This is a genomic window from Geomesophilobacter sediminis (assembly GCF_016458275.1).
In the GTDB taxonomy this organism is placed as follows: domain Bacteria; phylum Desulfobacterota; class Desulfuromonadia; order Geobacterales; family Geobacteraceae; genus Geomesophilobacter; species Geomesophilobacter sediminis.
Map to the genome: position 1 here is coordinate 228,723 of NZ_JAEMHM010000004.1, position 19,317 is coordinate 248,039.

A 19,317-nucleotide genomic window follows, 5' to 3' on the forward strand; every position below is an offset into this window, starting at 1 on the left:
TTTTCTTGCGCTCCGCCCCCTTCCGGGTCCCCCGTCCTCTTACCGCAAGGCCTCATGGTAGATCCCGCGCATTGTTTCCGCGTAGGCCGCCGGATCGTGCCATTTTCTAACCCGCGCGATGGCTCGCTCTCCTTTGCTCGCTACTTCGCTTCGGTCGAGAAATATCTTCCCAACCGCGGTCTCGATGCCCTGCTGAATGATTCGGGCCATCACATCCCTTTGCGGTTTCGTCATGTAGAGCCCTTCGCCATGGTCGTTTTTAGGGACCTCGATCAGATAGCCAACTTCGTTGCTGTTGATCTCCGGAAATGCCCGGACGTCCGTGGTGATCACCGGGCAGCCGGTGGCCTGAAATTCGAGGACCGAATAACCGAAGGTCTCGGCCCAGCTCGGCAGGATGCCGACGTGACTTTGCAGCATGAGGTCAATGACATCTTGGTTGGGGAGTTCCCGGTGGTACTCGATCCAGGGGGCCTCATCAATGGTCTTTTGAACGGCGGCGATCTCCGCTCGGCTCACCAAGTTGGCATAATTTCCGGCATCAAGAAGGCTCACGATCCGCAGCAGGATCGGAAGGTGAAATTCCTCCACCAACCTTACGAATGCCTTAATGAGTTCCGCCCCTCCCTTGGTAAAGAAATCCCTCCCTACGAACAAGAAGCTGATCGGCCCGTCCAGAGATAGTCTTTTCGCAGCAAAAGAATCGACGTAGAGACGCTGAGGAGGGTAGAGGCAGCAAAGCTTCCGCCTGATGGGCTCCGCATACTCGGGGAACAACTGGATGAGATCCTCTTGCATATTCCTGGTGCATTCGGACAATGCGATGATTTTCCTGCAGCTGTCGGCAGCAAGCGCCTGCATCGCCTTGACGAGATTGCCGGTCGCGGGAAAGGCAATCCTGCCGTCACCGATGTTAACCAGCAGTTCCGAGTAGCGGGGGACGAAGGATTCGAAAGTCGTAATCCATGGGGTTTTGGAAAAACTGACGCAATTGAAAAGGTGGTGGAGGTCGACACGGGATGAAGTGAGGCTGAAATGCTTGTAGGATGTATCCACCTTCAGCTTTTTCAACAGGCCGACCTTATGCAGCACCCTCAACGTGAACCACAGGTAGGCGTAGAGGTTTTCTTTCTTTATATTCCGGTAGGTCGCCTCCTCCAGGATGTGAGTGATGCACCTCTTGCAGGCGTAATTTTCGTCCTGGTGACCGATGATCATCGAGCTTTCTCCGGGCGCACGATCCTGGGTTCGTTAGCTCCCTGCGGCGTGCCGCCGCTGCAGGGCCTTTTCAACAATAGCTTCGAACTGGCCGATCCGCCCCGGCCAGGAAAAAGAGCGCTCAATCCGGTCCCGGGCCGCCAGGGAGAGCCGTGCTAGTTCCTGCCGGTTTCGGGCGAGTTCACCCAGCGCATCCGCAACGGTCTGGACTACCTGCTCGGGGGAGCCAGCCTCCAGGATCACTCCACAGCGCGAATCGACGAGATTCCCCATACCTCCGCAGTTGAGACAGATAACCGGGACCCCCAGGGCCATGGCCTCCATGGGAGCCATGGCGGCGGTGTCCTTTGCGCTCAGGTGGGTGAAGAGATGAGCCTGTCGAAGCCGCTCCATCAGCACACCGCGCTCAAGGTGTCCGTGGAAAAAGATCGAACGATTCAACTCGGGTCCGGCCAGACGGCGGCAGGTTTCCAGTTGCGGTCCCTCCCCATAGACGTCAAACCGGAGCCCACCGGCCAGTTCGGGATGTTCGGAAAACGACCGCCTGAAGGCGGCAATGGCAAGATGCAGGTTCTTCAGCGGAAGGAGCCGCCCGGCATACACCACGTTGAGGGTTGGCTTTTGGCTTTGGTGGTTTCTCTGCTCCGGATCGAACGGGAACACCGCGGGGTCGAGGGCCGTTTCCGGCAGCAGGACCGCTTTCTCCCGCGCCCACTTCGGCAACAGCCGGATCGTCTCCTCGGTCCGCACCAGAATGAGCCGGGCCCGCTTCATGGCCAGGAGAATCGGGAGGTTGAGGCGATTCAACAGTCGTTGCACCACCCCCCTCAGCAGCTCGACCAGTCGGGCCCGCCAGCCATAGCCGGCCCGGAAGGCAGCGGGGACGAGCCCCCCACCCACCGGCCCCCACACGAAGTTTCCCGGCAGGAGAAAGAAATAATTGGGAAGCCAGAGGTTGCCGTAGGTGAGATGCTGGACGATGTCGAAGCGCTCTTTGCGGCAGACATGCCACCCCTTGATCAGCGCGAAAAACTGCCACAACAGCGCATAGGCCATGAATCCGCGGGACCCTTTCTTCCAGAAGATGAGCCAGGGGGGAGGATCGGCGTAATGGAGACAAAGGTTCGGCATCGGGCGTCGCGCGAGAGCCGCCTCGATGGCCTCACGCCGTGCTTTGCGCGTGACGACGTGCACTTGGTGACGCTGGGCCAACCCGGTGACCCACCCCCAGCCGACGCCATCTTCCGAGCCCATCTCGGGGTGGCAGGCAAATGCGGAGACCAGGATCTTCAACGAAGGTGTACCAGGACGGAGCGAGGCCGGTGCAAGGTACGCCCTTTGGGGAGTCCAGCGTCGGTTAACGGCAGAACCAACTTCATGGCGCTACCTCACGCACGGTATAAGGCCGGCGCCGGTCCGGAATGTGGAGAGCCCCGACCAGGGCGCCAGCCGGATAGAGGTAGTGAAGGTAAATCCGATAAAGCCCGTCTTCCCCCTTGGCCCATCCGGCAGCAAGGTCTGCCGTCATGAGTGCTGCCAACGCAACAGCGCCGGAGGTCCCAAAAAAAGCGATAGCCATCGCCCCGGCTACCGTGGTCAGGGCGCCCAGAGCGATACCACGCTCCCGGCGACTCAACAGCCAAAGAATGCCGCGCAGGTTGGCGAGGTTTTTTCTCAGCGCGCAGCCGAAAAAAAGGGCCTGAAACTTCGCCAGATGGGTCGAAAGGCGCTGCCGGTCGTCGTAACCGACGGTGTGGTGGGTTCCCATGCTGACCGGGATCCCCAGCAGGGGGTATCGGCGCGAAAGCCGCAGGGTGAAATCGTAGTCCTGGCTTCGCTCCAGGCGCTCGTCGAAAAATCCCGTCTTCAGCAGCGCTTCACGGGACGCCATGAAGCACCCGCCGCAGGCATAGATCCGCCCTTCCCCGCGGATGTGGAACCGGTCCGGAACCTCCTTGAGGACTCGGGAGTAGTCCCTGCTGTACTGGAGTTCGCGAAGCTTCCCGGTGATCCCCCCCGGCCGCTCCCGAAGGCAAGCCACGCCCGCGGCAATGAATTCCGGATCTACTTCGACGTCGCCATCGAGAAAAAAGACGATTTCTCCCGAGGCCTGACGAAGGCCCACGTTGCGCGCGACCGATGCGTTGGAGTATCCGTCGAGCACCATGATCTTCAGATTCGCCACCCGTCCCAAGAAATCCCGCATGACCTCGACCGTCCCGTCACGGGAACCGGAATCGACGCAGATCACCTCGCACGACACCGTCGGCAAGGCAGCCAGAGCGGCCAGGCATTTCCGGACGCCGAACTCTTCGTTTCGAGCTATGACGATGAAGGAAACACCTTCGATGGTCATCCTTACCCCTCAGGTAGCTGGCGATGCGACAGTTGAAAGGGGACCGCCGCGGTAGGCTCTTCAAGCAACGCAGTGGTCGCACGCAACGATCTATCCCGCGAAACCTCCCTTTGCGCGAAGACCAGCGCCGCGAGGACGAGGAACATGATGACCGAATTGCCGAAGAACAGGATGTTGTCCTGGAGCGCTACGACGTAGGTCACGAGGATGCTGACTGTGCTGCTGACAAAAAAATAGATATCGAAGGACTCGCGTGCGGCAACATACCCCAGCCAGGAATACCAGAGGGTGATACCCAGGAAAATCGACAGCAACACGACGGCAATCAACCCGCCGCTCCACAAGTTCATCAGTAGGGAGGAATCGACAAATCTCTTGAAGGTGCCATACGGGTCTATCTGGGTGCCGAGCCCCCTGCCGAAGGTGTAGTTCCCTTCGATTTTATTCAGGAGAAACGTGTAGGAATCCAGGCGGCTTTTCAGCGAATTCATCTCCTTGTTCTTCTGGTACTGCTCGACGCCGGAGACGCTGATTGACCCGAGCCGCTTCTCGAACTTCTCGGTCAGCCCTGGTGCCAACGAGTCCCCGAGCAGGAAAAGGGTCACCACGGCGAACATCAGCAGGGCAACCATCGGAACGATCTTTAGCACGCGCTCGAACTTGACTGCTCCCTTGACCAGGAGGAGCAGCAGCGCGAGGGCAAAGCCCGCCGCCTCGGCCAGCAAGAAGGCGCGGGACTGGTCGATCAGGAGCAAAAAGACGACGCAGCACAGGGAGATCAACTGCACCAGGCGCGACCAGTGGGGGAAAACGTTGTGGAAGAAAAACAGATTGAACAGGAAAGGCGCGACCATTAGGTAACACTTCATGTTGATGATATCGAAGCGGAGATCGGTGTTTTTAAAGGTGTACCAGGCACCGGGGATCTGCATCAGAATCGATTCGATGTAGCCGGTGCCGAAGAGATAAAGGTACAGGACCGTCATGGCCGCTGCGGGTACGGCACAGGAACAGGTAACCTTGATCACGTTCTGGACGTCCTTTTCCTCTCTGATCCTCCACAGGAAAAACACCAAAAACAGGTAGTAGGCAAGGGGGCGGAACTGGTTCAAAGCGGCACGTGCGGTACCTTCCTGGTGCAGCAAAAAGAGATGCAGCAGCCAGTAGAAAAAGTACAGAGCCACCGACACCAAGGGGACCCAGTGCCGGCTGACGATCTTCACCGTGTCGTTCAGGAAGAGCTCCACGAAGAACACGAGCGCAAAAAGAAGATAGAAGACATCGCCGATCTGGATCGATCCGAACTCCCCCTTGGCCTGGATCACCCCCAGGAAATCGAAAACCTTGGGCCAGAGCATGATGTAGGCCAGCAGCGGGTAGACGAGAAAAAGCCGACTGCGGAAGGTCAGAACGGCGTAAGGGATCGCCACCCCCAGAAGCAGAAATGCGATAACGAGCCCCATCATCGGGGGACCTCGCTATGGGGATCGCCGTTACGGCGTAAAACGTCCTGGTAGTAACCTTTCAGCTTCTTCACCTGCAGCCTCACGTTGTAGTTTTCCTCGATATGCCGGCGTGCCCTGGCGCCGTACTGAAGCAGGGAGCCGGGGTTGCCGGCAAAAAAGAGGATGCTCTGGGCAAGACCATCTATGTCCCGTTCCGCGCTGAGGCGCCCGGTGATCTGGTCCAAGACGACTTCAGGGATGTCGCAGTGCCGCGTCGAGATCACCGGTACTCCGGCCGCCGAGGCCTCCGTTATCGCGACGGGAGCCCCCCCTTCGCTGTCTCCGTTGGCGGCCACGACGCTGGGAGAGATGAAGAGGTCGTGTTTTCCAAGTTCCTCGACGAACCGATGGTGCGGCTGAAACCCGAGAAAGGTGACCGACTCCTCGACCCCGCAGCGGCGCACGGTGCCGAGGATTTTCTCTTTCTCCCCGAGATCCTTTCCCACGGCGTCGCCGATCACGGTGAGGGTGATCCGGGGATAGCTTCTTCTCGCGCGGGCAAAGGCCTCGACCGCATAGGTGAGCCCCTTTTTCTCCCGGAAGCTACCGGCGGCAAGCAGCCGGATCATCCCGTCGGGCCTCTCCTTCCCCTCGGCAGAAGGAATCCGCTCCAGGTCCACCCCCAGATGAAAAACCCCGACCTTCTCCCGGGGGCACCCCAGGGCGACCAGGGTTTCTTTCATCCGCGCCCCCTCAGCCAGGAAAAAATCGCCGCGCGAAAAGAGTTCCCGGTACCGTCGGCGCCATGCCGGCTGCTGGGTCGGGAGCAAGGTGGCATCGTAGCCGTAAAAGGTGGTGACCAGAGGCGCCCCAAGGTGGCGGGCCAGGGGGAGCGCCCGAAAGGCGAGATCGCCGAAATGGCAATGGACGAGGTCAATGCCCCCCTTGGGAATCCCGCTCCTGAGCCAGAAAAGCGCTATCTGCGGGTACCGGTAAAGGATCAGCCTCAACCCTGGCCTGCGCCAGACCGGCCATTGCTCCGTGAAAGCGGTCACCGCAGGGAAAGGGTAGTAGTCGCTTTCCGACCGATGAACCGCGCCCACCTGGCTTCGCCAGGTGCCGTCCCCGACCACCTGGGGGTAAATCCATCCTTCCGTCAGGGGGAGATAGGTGTCCACCAGATGCAAAACTTTCATCATGGCAGGGTACAATCTCCTTCCGCCCCGGAGGCCGCACCAGCCAAGGTTTTGCCGCCTCCCCGCAGTATGCCTCTCAGCTCGTCAAGCATCGCCCGGTCCACCAGGTAGACAAGCGCCAGGTAAACGACCACGCCAAGCGCCACCTGCACGCCAAGAACCAGGGCATTCGAAAACGGCGGCAGGGCGTAGCCGACCAGAAAGACGCCAAGTCCCATCAGGGCACTCTGCCACAGGGAGGGAACGATGCTCGCCACGTACTCCCTGCGGCAGGGGCCCAGAAGCTGCACGATCAACGCCGGATACATCGCTGCTGCATAGCACACCATGAGAACCGCAAAGGCGACGGCGACCCCGACGCTGCCGCCCCAGCGGGCGCCAAGGTACAGTCCCGGGATCTGGGTCACCATCAGCGAGGCATTCCACCTGAACCCGAGATCCGCCCTCCCCTTCGCCATCAGCAGGGCCCCCACGGGATTGCAGATGGCTCTCAGCAACCCGACCACGCAAAGGATCTGGACCAGGGGGACCGCGGGCAGCCACTGCGTTCCCAACAGCGGGAAGGCAAGGGGCACGGTCGCCGCAAGTCCGGCCATAACTGGGGCATTGAGTGACGCGACGTAACGGAGCATCTTCAGGTATCCGTGACGCAACCGGGACGATTCATGCTGCACCCGCGCTAGAACCGGGAATGCCACCCGGGTAAGAATGGGGTTGATGACCTGGGACGGTTTAAGGACCAGGTTGTAGGCCAGAGTGTAGTAGCCGAGTTCCTTCGCGCCCAAGAGCGAGCCGATCAGCATGTAGTCGAAGTTGGAGTTGAGGAAATTCATCATCCTTTCCCCCATCTGATACAAGCCGAAGCTCAGAAAACTGCCGACCCGGCTCGGCGAGCAGAACCATTGCAGCCGCCATGTCCCCCTGGTGCCGAAATAAAAAAGGATGCTCTGTACCGCCGTCGCCGCCAGTTGTCCAATGATGATGGAATAGGCCCCTTTACCGCAAAAGGCGAGGCTGACCGACAAAACGGCGTTGACGGCCGCGCCCAGCAGTTGGATCACGGCAAGGCGGCGGAAGCGGAGTTCCTTCTGCAACAGGGTCTGGGACAATTGTCCCCAGGGAGCAAGCACAAAGACGAAGCCCGACAGGAAGAGCGGACCGGCCAGGAGCGGCTCCCGGAAAAAAGCGGTGATCAACGAGTTGACCCCGCTGACCAACGCGAAGAGGACGCCCCCTACCAAGACGTTGAGCCAGAAGAGGCTCGACAGTTCCTCACCGGACACCTCCTGTCGATGGATCACCGCGTTGGAGACTCCGAAGTCGGCAAAGGTCACCGCAAAACCGACCACCATCGTGGTCATCCCCACCAGCCCGTATTCGGCAGGGGTCAACAACCGCGCCAGCGCGATCATGGTGGCGAACTGCAGCCCCGCAGCGCCCAGGGAAAGAAGCGAACTCCACTTGACTCCCGATATCGTCTTTTGTCTCAGGTCCACGACGTCACGCCGCTACAGATCCTTCGCCTTGCGGGCGGGTACCCCCGAATACACCGAGTTCGCCGCTGCATCTTCACGCAGCAGGGAATACGCTGCGATGACCGTCTCTTTGCCGACGTCGACTCCCGACAGGATGGTGGCCCCGAACCCGATCCACGAGCCGCGGCAGATCCGTATCGGTTCGCAGCGGCGGGGAAACTTGCTTTCCAGGTACTTGGAGCGGTTGCAGTCGGCATGCGAGACGAAGGAAACGTTCCCCGCGACGACGACGTCGTCTTCCAAGATGACGTCGTTGGTGAGATCGAAGAAGACACAGTCTCCGATGTAACAGTTGTTCCCGATGCGGAGATAGCGAAAGTCCCCGGTGGAATGTTGGTCTTCGAAGACGTTGTCCAGGAACAGGGTCCGTTTGAAGGTGGTACGCTCGCCTACCGTGGCCCCAAAGGCGCGCAGCAAACGGGCCGTGATACGCGGGTTGGGGTTTCTTAAGTACCTGACGACGCTCGTCACCCCCAACAGAGCTGCTTTGAGCCGAACGATCCGGTACTCGATCTCGTCCGCCACGAGGTTGGCGAAGACCCTCGTCCTGGTCAGGTGGACCTGGCTGGAAACGGGGGCCGCTTCCGCTTGCTGGACGGACTCGGGGCGACGCTCGTCGCGATTTACCGATTCCGGTGTGGCCTGTGGTTTCCTTCCACAAAGGATGGTAATTCGTTCTCCCAGGTCATCGTAATCGTGGCGATGAGACAGCTCGGCGAAGGGCATAAGGCTCTGGTATTCCCGAACGCTCCGAAAACGCCAATGCTCCCCGTCCGGCTTATCGGAGGTATTCTCGACCAGGAACAAAAGCCCGCCCGGAGCCAGGACGCGGTTTATCTCCGAAACCGCCTGCACCAGGTTTTCCCCGTCCAGTCCCCCCAAGACCAAGCAGACCCAGACCACGTCGCAGGAGCCATCCGGTAGCGGAACCCTCCCCTCCTGGAGGGTCCGATACTCAACCACAGCGCTGGTCGGCGCCAGTTCCAAAAGATCGGAAACGACGTCGACGCCAAGGCAACGTCCCGAAATGATCTGGGCAAGATCGTTGGAGAATCTTCCCACCCCGCACCCGTAATCAAGGACGACCCGTTCCTTACCGGTCAAGGCGGTCGCGAAATGGGGGTAGATCTCCTCTTTCTGGTACTGGGTGACCCGGTCGAAATCCTCGGGCGCGTGATTGACGTTGAGAACCGCTCGCCTTCCGTAAAGGCGAGCCCTGGCCTTCCAATACTCTTGGACCGCATTGGGACTGCTTCCCTTAGGAGCCGGCACTCTCTGGAGCATACGGGACAACGGCAACACGTTTTTCATTCCGGGAGCCTCCACATCTGGCAAAGGTCGGCATTCCAAGGCATTAAAAGGCTGACCTGAGACCGGCGTAGCGTCTTTACCTTCATTGAACGGCCGCGACGGCAACCTTGCGAAAAGCGGTGATGACATCTTCGACGTCCTCTTCGCTCAGTGCGGGAGAAAGGGGCAGGCTCAGAGTACTTTGTCCTATCTGCTCGGCGTTAGGAAAATCACCCTCCTTCCAGCCAAAGGTTTTTCGGTAAAACGGATGCAAATGCACCGGAACGTAGTGCACCCCAATACCGATCCCCTCGCAGGTCATCGCCTCCAACACCCAATCCCGCTTTGTGGCAGGGCCAATCCGGACCGTGTAGAGATGGAACGCGTGCCGGGTATCCGGTTCGGGATCGGCGGGAATAACACAGGGAAGATCGGCGAAGGCCTCATTGTAACGCGACCAGATCGCGGCCCGCCGCTCCCAGGACTTTTCCACTCGCGCGAGCTGGTGGATCCCCATGGCGGCCTGCATGTCGGTCATGTTGTACTTATAGCCGGCATGGATGACCTGGTAGTGTTTATATCCAGCGTCGGAGAAACGACTCCAGGCATCCTTGGTCATGCCGTGGAGTCCAAGGGTTTTAATCCTTCCTACCAGGCGCTCATCGTCGGTGATAACCATGCCCCCCTCTCCGGTGACGACGTTTTTCGTGACGTAGAAGCTGAAGCACCCGATGTCCCCAAAGGTCCCGGCCTTTTTGCCCCGGTATTCGCTCTCGATCGCATGGGCGCAGTCCTCGATGACCAGCAGGTCGTAACGCCTGGCCAGCGAAACGATCGCCTCCATATCGCAGCACCTCCCGGCGAAATGCACGGGGATGATGGCCTTGGTACGTGCCGTGATCTTCCTTTCGATCTCCTCCGGCAAGACATTCATGGTGGTCAGGTCGCAATCGGCAAGGACCGGTGTGGCGCCACAGTGAATAATGGCGTTCACCGTGGCGCAAAATGTCATCGGGGTGGTGATCACCTCATCTCCGGGCCCGATGCCGCACGCGAACATGGCAAGGTGGAGCCCTGCGGTACATGAGTTGAGAGCGGCGGAGTATTTAGCCCCCTTGTATCGGCGGAAATCGTTCTCGAACTGGTGTACCCGGGGCCCGGTTCCGATCCAGCCAGCCCTCAGGCATGCTGTGACTTCCGCAATCTCCGCCTCTTCAATCAACGGCGCTCCGTAGACGAGGAAGCGGTCATTGCTTCTGACCGGTGTACCACCGAGTTGTGCTAGATTGGGCATAGGAAACCCTTTCGGTTTATATCGGCACGTGCCGAGCGGGAAATACTGATCGAGCGGGCAGCATATCAGAGCATTGTCACAGCAGGGCTACGCGGAGATGAAATCTGGAAAGGGTTCAGTGTTTCAGGGTTTTCGTACGATCACCACCCTCAGATACCCTTGGAAACCGATCCACTTGAAGAGGTATTTTAGCGGTCGCCCCAGAATCTCGACCCTCCGGACCATTTGGAGCGGGGTAATGTAATCCAGCAGCCTGCTCTCTCTGAACCTGAGGCCGGCGTCCTTGATCTCGCTCCTGAGAGTAATAAGGCCGCGCTCCTGCGACGTAGGCCTTTGCTTTCCCGAGAGATAAGATCCTATCCGGTATGGCAGGGAAAAGTAGTTTGGGTAGGCAATGATGATGTTCCCCGAAGGTTTTAGTATCCTGCCGTACTCTCTGAGGGCGGCAACACGGTCCGCAAAGAGGAAATGCTCGAAGACGCAACAATTGAAGACAATATCGAAGCTACGGTCCGGAAACGGCATCCGGAACATGTCCCCAGTCACGAAAGTGGCGCTCTTGCCGTGATATCGGAAGAGCCGTTCGGAAAGCTCAAGCGCCGCAGGATTGGCATCGAAGACGGTCTTGGCGAAACGGTCATCCAGGAGGAAACTGGTAACGCCGGTATATGACCCGGCTTCGATTATGGTTGATGGCTCAACATAGAGATCATCAATGAGCCCCTTCAGCTCTCTTTGATAAGGATGGGGACTGGATGCCGTACGGACCAGGGCTGCCAGGTTCTCCCGATTCGCCAACCCATCCCAGATCATGGCCGGATTACGAGCCATCAAAGTCACCACAGGCGAGGGAATTTTTACACGGGCGGAGCATAGCGGAGCAATGTTACATCAGGGCTACGTGGAGCTTACATGTGGGAGGCAGGCGCTTCCCGACCGCTTCCGGCGGCGGCCGGCAGATTGTTACCCCTTTTTAAGCGGTCCAAAACGAAGCCGTAACGTGGGGATGGCACAGTAAAGGAAAATCAGGTGCAACCTGAGCATCTACCGGACAAGGAGCAGGAAACCATGGGCATGAGCATTGGCGGGTACTTCGGGCGCCCGATGATCGTAGAGGTCGTGAAAGCGGAGCTGGTTACGGAAAACAACCTGGGGGAGATCCTCGGGGTGACCGCATTCGAGCAGCACGCACTGATCGATCTGGGGGACGTGATCAGCGTCATTTTCTTCCACAACGGGAGCGTGGACCGCTCCGGCACCATCACCATCTGGCACAACAAGGAAGAGGCCACCATCAAAACCCCGTTCACCTCGCTGACCGGCGAGTGGCTCGAGGACGAGCAGGTGGTCGTCTCCGAGGAAATCGAGGAGTCCTGGACCCTGCACGGCGAACTGGTGAGCGGCCGGATGGCGATGGACATCACGGGGGTTCCCGGCATCTACAGCTGCGGGACCTTTTTCAGCCTGCAGCGCGGAACCGTGCACTAAAGCCCCCTCCACCCCGCCAGCAAAAGTGCCCCCTCTCCCGCCGGCTCCATCCGGAGACCGCGCCGGGAGAGCGGGAGCCACATCAGGCCGATCCGGGGCAGCCGATCCCGCAGCCGCCGGATCGCTTTTCCCCGCGCAGCCAAGGTACACCTCGGGGAGCGCTTCGGTCCCCCCTCGCCCCGTACCCATCCAGAGTAAGAGCCTTCGAAATCAGCTCGGCCCGTTGAGCAGCTTGCGGATCTCTTCTTTGCCGCGCGCACCGCGCAGGACCTTGCCGTTGGCCAGAGCGAGGGTCGGCGTCACCGCAATCCCGAGTTTCGCCCCCAGCTGCTTCATCTGCGCCCCGACACCGGCGGCACATTCGAGTTTCGGCACTTCCTTCTGATCGTAACTCTTCTGCAGCATGGTCAGCGCGGAGTCCATGCGGCTCTTCGCGCTGCACAGGATCGACTCCGTCTTCCAGAGCGCGTCGGGGTGGATCTCCAGCGGGACCAGGAGCAGGTAGACCTTGAGCTCGGGTTCCTCCTGGATCAGTTCGGTGAGGGTGCGGTGCAGCACGGCGCAGTAGGGGCACTCGGGGTCGCTGAAGAGGTAGAGGACCTTCTTTCCGCTCGGGTTCCCCATCACCAGCGCGCGTTCCAGGGGAATTTCCGCCGGGTCGATCACCGCGGCATCCTCAACCGCCTCGCTGGTCACGTTGCGGCGGGTCCGGAGATCGACCAGCGGCCCCCCCACCAGGAAGTTCTTCGAGAAGTCGAGGTAGACGACCTGGATCTGGGCATCCTTTTTCAAGGTCACCTGATAGAGCCCCCGGGATGGCGAGGGGGCGACCGATTCCACCGACAGCTGCGGATCGATCCCCTTGAAGATATCCTTCACCTCGTTGATAGAGACCTTATGACAGGCAACGCAGTCGCCGGAACACCCCTCGACCCCCTTGCCGAAGCCGAAGGCGGGGACGGCAACAGACAACAAAAGCAAAAGCAGGAGAAAAACGTTCGACGTGCGACGTTCGACGTGCGACGAAACAGCGAGAATAATGGTCTTCACGAATTGCCTCCTGGTTGGGTGCGGCTGGCCTTTTTAACGTCGAACGGTTTCTATTCCTCCAGCAGGATCTCCACCTTGGCCTGCTCGCGCAGCTTTTTAAGATAGGGTGCGAGCCGGGGAGCGAGTTCGCGCCCCCCCCGTTCGCCGGCCAGTTTCTGGCGGACCCTCTCCCGGACCGCCCCGAGAGGGGCGGGGGCGCTGGGTTGGCGCTCGGTGACCTTGATCAGGTGAAAGCCGTACCGGTCCTCCACGACGCCGCTCACCCCGCCCACGGCAAGCTCCCGGGTCCCCTGCTCGATCTGGGGCGAAAGCTGCCCCGGTTCGAAATAGCCGAGGTCTCCGCCATTTCGGGCGCTGTAGCAGCCGGAATACTGGCGCGCCAACGTGGCGAAATCCTCGCCGCGGGTCACCCGGTCCTGCAGGTCCTTGACGGTGTCGAGCGCCTTCTCCCTGGCCTCGGCGTCCTGAGGTTGGAACTTGATCAGAAGGTGGGAAAGGCGCACCCGTTCCGGGACCCGGTACGCCTCGAGGTGATCCCGGTAGTACTGGGCGATCTCCTCATCCGACACCGCGTCCCTCGGGCCGAATTGGAGCACGAGGAGTTTTTGGATCGTCATCCCCTGCTCGACCTGACCCTCCAGCCCTGCGGCATCGAGCCCGACCCGGTCCAACGCCTTTTCCAGCGTCGCACCTCCCGCAACGGCCCCCCGGAGCCGGTCGACCTCCCGCTGCACCTCCTCCTTCGAGACACGGATCCCGCGCCGCAGCGCCTCCTGGTGCAAGAGTTCCCGGACGATCAGGTTCTCCAACGCCTGTTTTTTCAGGAGGCCCTCCGCAGCGGGATCGCCCCCCTTTTCCCGAGCCTGGGCGCGCCGCAGCCGGCTCGCCTCCACCGAGAAGGCGTCGCCGGTGATCGGTGCACCGTTGACCAGGGCGGCCACCCCGGACTGCCCCCCCCAGGCGGGCGGGGAATAGAGCGCGCCCACGAGCCACGCGCCGAAGCCGACTACCAACATTGCCTGCAGCACACGCATGAATAGACCTCCCGGCAGCATCAGAAGCTCGCGTTGAGGTTGAGCTGGAACACGTCGATCGCCAGGGGCAGCCCGGAGATCACGTCGGTGGATAACCAGCGCGCGGCGAGCCAGACGTTTTTGGCCACCCCGAGGTCACCACCGACAACCCACCCCTTGGCGTTGGTCCCGCCGAGATGGAAGTCCTGGTCGTTGAAGGCGTCCATCACCGCGTCGGACTCGATGTACTTGTAGCTGAAGCCCGCCCTCCAATCCCATAGCTCCTTTACCGCCGGCATGCCCACCCACAAGCCGACCTGGAACCCTTCCGTCTCCTTCTTCACGTTGAATCCGGTGCGGGCATTCACCGCCCTTTGGCTGAAGCCGAGGTTGTTGACGTAATCGCCGTACAGGGTCAGGTGCACCGGCTCCCAGTAGCCCAGGTCGAGCACCCCGTTGACGTCGAGCTCGTGGAAATCGGCTGCGTAGGCGGTTTTGATCGCGGAGCTGGGATCGATGTCCATGAGGGTGTTCCCCTTCTGTTGGTACAGCGGAGCGGTCCAGTCGGTCAAGGTGGGACGGCTCGGGTCGTTGACCACGCCGGTGGTATTGAAGTAGTGGTAGTAGGCGACCGCGAGCTTGGTGGTCAGGTTCTCGGGGGTTTTGTGCTCGACGCCGAGCTGCCCCCCCACCAGGTACTTGTCGTGGGAGGAGAGTTCGACCTCCTGCAGGAAATACCCCCCTACCGTGGAAAAGAGTTTCCAGTTCTGGGAGAGCTGAGGCGCCACCTGCAGGGCGAACCCGTCGAACTTGATCTCCGGGCTCCAGACCAGGTCGGTGTAGAGATAGGGGTTGGCGAAGCGCCCCCCCCAGAAGGAGACGGCGGGGCATGGGGTCCAGTTCAGATAGGCGCGGTCCAGGGCGATCGGCTTTTTGTTGAAGGAGTCACCCAGGGTGACGTAACTGGAGCCGGGGTTGCCGGGAGTGCGGGCATTGTCGGTGCCGATGACCAGCCCGGCGTGCCAGTCTTCCGCGAGTTTGATCTCCACGCCGAGACGGGCCAAAAGGCGGGCCCGCTCCCGGTCGATCTGGCTGTTCATGATCTGGGTGGTGTTCGAGGGATTGATGAAATACGGATAGTTGTTCCGGTCGAAAAGGTCCTGCTCCCAACGGAGCCGGATCTCGCCGCTCAACTTGATCCGCTGGCTCCATTGATCCTTGAACTTCTCGGCAACCTTGTCGTCGAGCTCCCAGGCGACCCCCTTGCGGACCCGCTCCAGGTACTCGGACTCCTTTTTCTCCATCACGGCGGAGATGGCGCCGGAGAGATAGGTGTCCCGGTAGGTGCGCCGGAGTTCCTCAGCCTCTTCCGGCGCTATCCCGCCCATGAGCTGCATCTTGCCGATGATCTCTTCGGGGTCCTCGACGCCTGCGAACCACTCGTCGAAGTCGCGGCCCCGGTTTTTGTTCTTCACCCAGCGCTCCCTCAGGTAGGAGAGGAACTTGTGGTCCTGGGAGGGGGGATGGACACCCGCTTCGGAAAGGCCGTGGGGCTGGGCGGAGCCGAGACGGGCGGCCTCCTGGTCGCTGACCACACCCTTGGCCCGCAACAGCTCGATCAGCGGTTTCAGGTCGGCCTTTTCCGCTCCCTGCCGCGCCAGGGCGGCGGCCTCTTCGTCGGTGATGACGTTTTTGGAGCGGAGCAGTTCGAGAATGGGAGCCAGGCGGTCGTGCCCCGGCGCGGGGGCCGGGGATGCGACAGGAGCGGCGGGAACGGGCGCTTCTTCGGCGTGAAGCACCACGCCGGGAAGCGAAACCGAGGCAAAGACCAGCAGGGCACCCAAAAGAGGTGCGCGACGGCAGAACATCTAACCCTCCAAAGCGATAAGCAATGTGCAATCGGAAAAAGAGCGGCAACGGAAAACGGTGAGCGTTTCCCAGCTGGTAAACGAGGAGTTGTCGTTATCCCCTCGTGGTCATCCGAAAGGTGAGCGACGACGGCATCCCCTCCGGTGGCGGTGTCGTCATTTTCAGGCCGGTCAGGGCGGTTCGGAACGCCTGGTCGAGCCGTTCGTTGCCGCTTTCGTCGACGATCGAGAATTTGAGCACGGTGCCGTTGGGAGAGAGCGTGATGTGCACGGTGGTCTGGAATTTTCCTTTGGGGCGCCCGCCGGTTTTCTCCAGGATCTTCTTCACCTTCCGCTCGATGTCGCTCTCGATGGTCCGGGAGTAATAGCCGTACTTGGAGAGGGCCGACCGGCCCAGACCGGTCCCCCCTCCCCCTCCGCCTCCGAGGGTGATCGCGCGTCCCCCCTTCTTGGCGCCGAGACCGAAGGCGTTGTCCCCGGCCCCCCCTTCCCCGTCGACCGCGAGGTTGTCGCCGGCAGGAGGGGAATCGTCCTGGGACTGGTCGGCCTGATTTTGCGGGGTCGGCTGCTCGGTCGGCTGCTCGATGGTCTGCTTGGGCTGTTCCTTCTGCACCTCCGGCTCGGGCGGCTTCTCCTTGACCTCGGGAGGGGGGGGCTTGATCAGGGTGATCACCTGGATCTGCTTTTTGGGGTTGGAGCTGCTGTTGAGGATGCTCCGGGCCAAAAGACCGATCAGGACGGCGAAGAGCACCAGCACGACCGTCGGTACCAGCCAGGCCTTTTCTTTCTGTTTGGTTTTCCTTTTACCCGCCATCCCTAGCCCCTAGAAGTTAGAACCCCATCCTCACCCGGTCCCTCTCCTTGAAGGAGAGGGGACGCCAGGCACCCTGCCTTACTTAACAAGCTTCTGCGTGACCAGGCCGAGCTGGGTGATCTCCAGCTTCTGCAACAGGTCGAGAACCTCGACCACCTTCTGGTAGGAGATCTTCTCGTCGCCGCGTACCAGCACCGGAAGGTTCGGGTCGGCCGCCTTGAGCTGGCGCAGCCTGGTTTCGAGCTCGGCCAGGGTGACCGGGAAGCTGTCCAGGTAGATGGTCCCCTCGCCGGTGATGGTGATCGCCTTGGTGCTCGGCTTGATCTTGGAGACCGCCGCGCTCGCCTTGGGGAGGTTCACCTGGATTCCCTGCACCGAGGCGGTGACCACGATCATGAAGGTCACCAGGAGATTCCAGGCAAGGTCCAGCATCGGGACGACGTTGATCTCTACGATGTCATCGTGGTCGTCGGACGGCGCTTTCATGCCTCCTCCCCGTGGAAGCCCTCGACCTTCAACGCGAACTCCTCGATGAAGTGGTTGGTCTCGGTGTTGAGGTGCTTCATCTGGACCCCCAGGAAGGTGTGGGCGAAGAGGCAGGGGATCGCGCAGAGCAGGCCGAACAGGGTACAGGCAAGGGCGGAGGCGACCCCCGGGGCGATGGCGGAGAGGTTCGCCTCACCCGCCTCGGCGAGGCTCGCGAAGGTGTTCATGACCCCCCAGACGGTGCCGAGCAGTCCCCAGAACGGACCGCCCGAGATCCCCAGGGTCAGCACGATCAGCCCGGCGTTGACCTTGGCGCTCTCCTCGGAGCGGCCCCGCTCCAGGGCCGCCCGGAAGATGCTGAGCCCGGAGCCGGTGACCACCACCTCGTCCTCCCCCTGGCCGTGCTTGTCGACCCAGTGCTGCAGCTGGGAAAGCCCCGACTGGTAGATCCGCAACAGGCTGCAGTCGTCCAGCGACTCGTCGTCCGGGTCGAGCTCCAGGGGATCGTGGAGGTCGTTGAAGCGCTCCAGGAAGGCATTGTTTGCCTTGCGGTTCTTCAGCAGGTACATCATCTTGCGCACGAAGACGATCGAGGCGAGGATGAGGATCCCGGTACAGAGGATGATGATGACCCAGCCGTCGAAGGTGACCGACTTGGCGGTGTTCCTGAGCAGGCGGACGGTCATGTTCTCCCCGCCCCCCTTGCTGCTTTCCTCGGCCTGGCAGGTCATCAGTTTCCCTTCCTGTGCCTGCGAGGCATAGGAGGCGACGATGAAGCCGGCCGGCCGGGCCACGCTGGAGAGTTCGATCTCGTCGATGTCCCCGGTCAAGGTGTTGTTGCCCGCCATGGCGCCGCCGAAGGCGAGTTCCCCGGTGGGGGCCGGGAGCGGTCCCTTCAGGTTGATGACCCCTGCTTCCTTCCCGTCGATATACAGCGAACCCATCTGCTTCTCGGCATCCAGGGCGACCGCAACCTGATGCCATGCCTTGAGCGCGAGGGGGACGTTCTTCGCGGTGAGGGCGCTCCCGACCTTCAGGTAGGGGCGGTCCTGCTCGATACCGACCACGATCGCCTGCCCGGCATCGGCCCAGGAGAAGAGGTGGGTGTCGTGCTGGGGCTGGTCGATCTTCACCCAGCAGGAGAAGGTGAGCCCCTTGGCGAAGTTGAGCGAGGGGGAGCGCTGCACCACCAGCTTTTCGCCGTTCCCCTTGAAGCTGTACCCTTCGCCGACCGCGGCCGGGGCGCCGTGGGCGCCGGAGAAGGCGGCGGCGTGGTTGGCGTACGAGGTGGCATCCTTGGGACCGCCGTCGGCCTCGTTCAAGTGGAAGACGAGCACCTGCGCGGTGTCGTAGGTGGCGCCCGGCTCGGAGCCGGCCGGTGCCGAGTCGTTGCCGTAGTAGAGCCAGATGCAGTCTGAGTTTCCGCCCCCGGCGAGTTGGGGGACCTTCACCCAGACCAGGCCGATCTCCAGCTTGGGGTCGAATTTCTCGATGTGGAACTTGAGCGGGGACTTGTCGTCGGAGCCGATGAAGCGGAGGTCAGAGCCATCCTTCTTGGCCGCGCCGAAATTGAAGTTGCCGGAGTGCAGCCGGACCAGCACCGGGACCTCGGTCACGTTCTCCTTGATCCCCGCCCCTTTTTCGGAAAGGTCGAAGGCGATCTTGCGCCGGGCGGTCCATTTGGCGTCCCACCAGGCTTCGGCCCGTGCCGACCCGATTGCCAGGGTCAGGAGCAGGGCCGCTCCCGCCGTCTTTGCCATCCTCTGCCACCGTTGCATCATAATGAGCTTCCTCCCATCTTAGCGAAACCATTGAACATTCCATCAGAAATCGAAGACTCTAGACCAGCTTTGTTACATCGGGAGAACAACCGGCTGAATCTTGGGAAAACCCTCGTGCGGGGCGCCTTCCGCCTCACTTGGGGGTACTCCCGGTGCCGCTCGCCAACCGCTCCAGCAGTTCGATGATCCGCTGGTTCTGCATGATGATGAACGCCGCCTGGGCGTCCTTGTTGGTGGCGAGGTGACTCTGCAGAAACTCCCGCCCCCCGTCCGGCTCCCGGGCCCACTTCAGGATCGCGGCCACCCCTTGCCGGCGGGCGAGATCCTTGGCCATGGCCGGATTGTGCGTAAGCGGTGCCGGCCGCCCTTCCTGCTCCGGCGCTTTCGCCTTCGGCTCCCCCTCCTCGGCCAACACCGGCAGCGCCAGCGCCAGGAGCAGCAGGGATGACATTCCAATTCGCTTCACGTCCATCTCCTGTCCTC

18 protein-coding genes are annotated in these 19,317 nt (G+C 61.2%); 1 reads left to right on the plus strand and 17 read right to left on the minus strand.

Features of this window, described 5'->3' with window-relative positions; translation table 11 throughout:
* Nucleotides 1-39: 39 nt before the first annotated feature.
* The 9 genes from JFN93_RS06090 to JFN93_RS06130 form a co-directional block, all read right to left on the minus strand.
* Nucleotides 40-1,218, minus strand: coding sequence for a glycosyltransferase family 4 protein (locus JFN93_RS06090; protein WP_199383104.1), 1,179 nt, complete (start codon nt 1,216-1,218; stop codon nt 40-42).
* A 33-nt stretch (nt 1,219-1,251) separates the two neighbouring features.
* On the minus strand, nt 1,252-2,511 hold the full coding sequence (locus JFN93_RS06095; RefSeq protein WP_199383105.1) for a glycosyltransferase family 4 protein: 1,260 nt from the start codon (nt 2,509-2,511) through the stop codon (nt 1,252-1,254).
* A gap of 82 nt (nt 2,512-2,593) precedes the next feature.
* On the minus strand, nt 2,594-3,574 hold the full coding sequence (locus JFN93_RS06100; protein ID WP_199383106.1) for a glycosyltransferase family 2 protein: 981 nt from the start codon (nt 3,572-3,574) through the stop codon (nt 2,594-2,596).
* A gap of 2 nt (nt 3,575-3,576) precedes the next feature.
* Entirely contained in the window at nt 3,577-5,040 is a 1,464-nt protein-coding gene (locus JFN93_RS06105) for a hypothetical protein (RefSeq protein WP_199383107.1), read from the minus strand.
* Nucleotides 5,037-6,218, minus strand: a complete 1,182-nt coding sequence (locus JFN93_RS06110; RefSeq protein WP_199383108.1) for a glycosyltransferase — start codon at nt 6,216-6,218, stop codon at nt 5,037-5,039. The genes JFN93_RS06105 and JFN93_RS06110 overlap by 4 nt, the downstream gene beginning before the upstream one ends.
* Nucleotides 6,215-7,711 carry an MOP flippase family protein gene (locus JFN93_RS06115; RefSeq protein ID WP_199383109.1) on the minus strand — a complete coding sequence of 499 codons (1,497 nt, stop codon included), beginning with the start codon at nt 7,709-7,711 and terminating at the stop codon, nt 6,215-6,217. The genes JFN93_RS06110 and JFN93_RS06115 overlap by 4 nt, the downstream gene beginning before the upstream one ends.
* 12 nt (nt 7,712-7,723) lie before the next feature.
* Nucleotides 7,724-9,061: a methyltransferase domain-containing protein gene (locus JFN93_RS06120; protein WP_199383110.1), complete on the minus strand. Its 1,338-nt coding sequence runs from the start codon at nt 9,059-9,061 to the stop codon at nt 7,724-7,726.
* 82 nt (nt 9,062-9,143) lie between these two features.
* The gene (locus JFN93_RS06125; RefSeq protein ID WP_199383111.1) at nt 9,144-10,334 is read right to left on the minus strand and encodes a DegT/DnrJ/EryC1/StrS family aminotransferase; all 1,191 of its coding nucleotides are present in this window, start codon (nt 10,332-10,334) and stop codon (nt 9,144-9,146) included.
* Between the two features lie 123 nt (nt 10,335-10,457).
* Nucleotides 10,458-11,165: a class I SAM-dependent methyltransferase gene (locus JFN93_RS06130; protein WP_199383112.1), complete on the minus strand. Its 708-nt coding sequence runs from the start codon at nt 11,163-11,165 to the stop codon at nt 10,458-10,460.
* Between the two features lie 237 nt (nt 11,166-11,402).
* Between JFN93_RS06130 and JFN93_RS06135 the strand changes: the two genes are divergently transcribed.
* Nucleotides 11,403-11,822: a hypothetical protein gene (locus JFN93_RS06135; protein WP_199383113.1), complete on the plus strand. Its 420-nt coding sequence runs from the start codon at nt 11,403-11,405 to the stop codon at nt 11,820-11,822.
* Here JFN93_RS06135 and JFN93_RS06140 read toward each other — a convergent pair.
* From JFN93_RS06140 to JFN93_RS06175, 8 genes are all read right to left on the minus strand, one after another.
* Complete coding sequence (locus JFN93_RS06140) at nt 11,819-11,965, minus strand: hypothetical protein (protein WP_199383114.1); 147 nt, start codon at nt 11,963-11,965, stop codon at nt 11,819-11,821. The genes JFN93_RS06135 and JFN93_RS06140 overlap by 4 nt on opposite strands.
* Before the next feature lie 67 nt (nt 11,966-12,032).
* Complete coding sequence (locus JFN93_RS06145) at nt 12,033-12,872, minus strand: DsbC family protein (protein ID WP_199383115.1); 840 nt, start codon at nt 12,870-12,872, stop codon at nt 12,033-12,035.
* A 50-nt stretch (nt 12,873-12,922) separates the two neighbouring features.
* Nucleotides 12,923-13,906, minus strand: a complete 984-nt coding sequence (locus JFN93_RS06150; protein WP_199383116.1) for a peptidylprolyl isomerase — start codon at nt 13,904-13,906, stop codon at nt 12,923-12,925.
* 20 nt (nt 13,907-13,926) lie between these two features.
* Complete coding sequence (locus JFN93_RS06155) at nt 13,927-15,753, minus strand: putative porin (RefSeq protein ID WP_199383117.1); 1,827 nt, start codon at nt 15,751-15,753, stop codon at nt 13,927-13,929.
* 94 nt (nt 15,754-15,847) lie between these two features.
* Entirely contained in the window at nt 15,848-16,567 is a 720-nt protein-coding gene (locus JFN93_RS06160) for a TonB family protein (RefSeq protein WP_199383118.1), read from the minus strand.
* A 78-nt stretch (nt 16,568-16,645) separates the two neighbouring features.
* Nucleotides 16,646-17,053, minus strand: coding sequence for an ExbD/TolR family protein (locus tag JFN93_RS06165; protein WP_199383119.1), 408 nt, complete (start codon nt 17,051-17,053; stop codon nt 16,646-16,648).
* Nucleotides 17,050-18,813, minus strand: coding sequence for a DUF2341 domain-containing protein (locus JFN93_RS06170; protein WP_236021550.1), 1,764 nt, complete (start codon nt 18,811-18,813; stop codon nt 17,050-17,052). The genes JFN93_RS06165 and JFN93_RS06170 overlap by 4 nt, the downstream gene beginning before the upstream one ends.
* A gap of 154 nt (nt 18,814-18,967) precedes the next feature.
* Complete coding sequence (locus JFN93_RS06175; RefSeq protein WP_199383121.1) at nt 18,968-19,300, minus strand: hypothetical protein; 333 nt, start codon at nt 19,298-19,300, stop codon at nt 18,968-18,970.
* Between the last annotated feature and the right edge of the window lie 17 nt (nt 19,301-19,317).

What these genes read in the sequence shown, in the direction of transcription:
- JFN93_RS06090 (WP_199383104.1), bottom strand. Translation starts at nt 1,218, where the DNA reads ATGATCATCGGTCACCAGGACGAAAATTACGCCTGCAAGAGGTGCATC.
- JFN93_RS06100 (WP_199383106.1), bottom strand. Translation starts at nt 3,574, where the DNA reads ATGACCATCGAAGGTGTTTCCTTCATCGTCATAGCTCGAAACGAAGAG.
- JFN93_RS06105 (WP_199383107.1), bottom strand. Translation starts at nt 5,040, where the DNA reads ATGATGGGGCTCGTTATCGCATTTCTGCTTCTGGGGGTGGCGATCCCT.
- JFN93_RS06110 (WP_199383108.1), bottom strand. Translation starts at nt 6,218, where the DNA reads ATGATGAAAGTTTTGCATCTGGTGGACACCTATCTCCCCCTGACGGAA.
- JFN93_RS06120 (WP_199383110.1), bottom strand. Translation starts at nt 9,061, where the DNA reads ATGAAAAACGTGTTGCCGTTGTCCCGTATGCTCCAGAGAGTGCCGGCT.
- JFN93_RS06125 (WP_199383111.1), bottom strand. Translation starts at nt 10,334, where the DNA reads ATGCCCAATCTAGCACAACTCGGTGGTACACCGGTCAGAAGCAATGAC.
- JFN93_RS06130 (WP_199383112.1), bottom strand. Translation starts at nt 11,165, where the DNA reads ATGGCTCGTAATCCGGCCATGATCTGGGATGGGTTGGCGAATCGGGAG.
- JFN93_RS06135 (WP_199383113.1), top strand. Translation starts at nt 11,403, where the DNA reads ATGGGCATGAGCATTGGCGGGTACTTCGGGCGCCCGATGATCGTAGAG.
- JFN93_RS06150 (WP_199383116.1), bottom strand. Translation starts at nt 13,906, where the DNA reads ATGCGTGTGCTGCAGGCAATGTTGGTAGTCGGCTTCGGCGCGTGGCTC.
- JFN93_RS06155 (WP_199383117.1), bottom strand. Translation starts at nt 15,753, where the DNA reads ATGTTCTGCCGTCGCGCACCTCTTTTGGGTGCCCTGCTGGTCTTTGCC.
- JFN93_RS06160 (WP_199383118.1), bottom strand. Translation starts at nt 16,567, where the DNA reads ATGGCGGGTAAAAGGAAAACCAAACAGAAAGAAAAGGCCTGGCTGGTA.
- JFN93_RS06165 (WP_199383119.1), bottom strand. Translation starts at nt 17,053, where the DNA reads ATGAAAGCGCCGTCCGACGACCACGATGACATCGTAGAGATCAACGTC.
- JFN93_RS06170 (WP_236021550.1), bottom strand. Translation starts at nt 18,813, where the DNA reads ATGGCAAAGACGGCGGGAGCGGCCCTGCTCCTGACCCTGGCAATCGGG.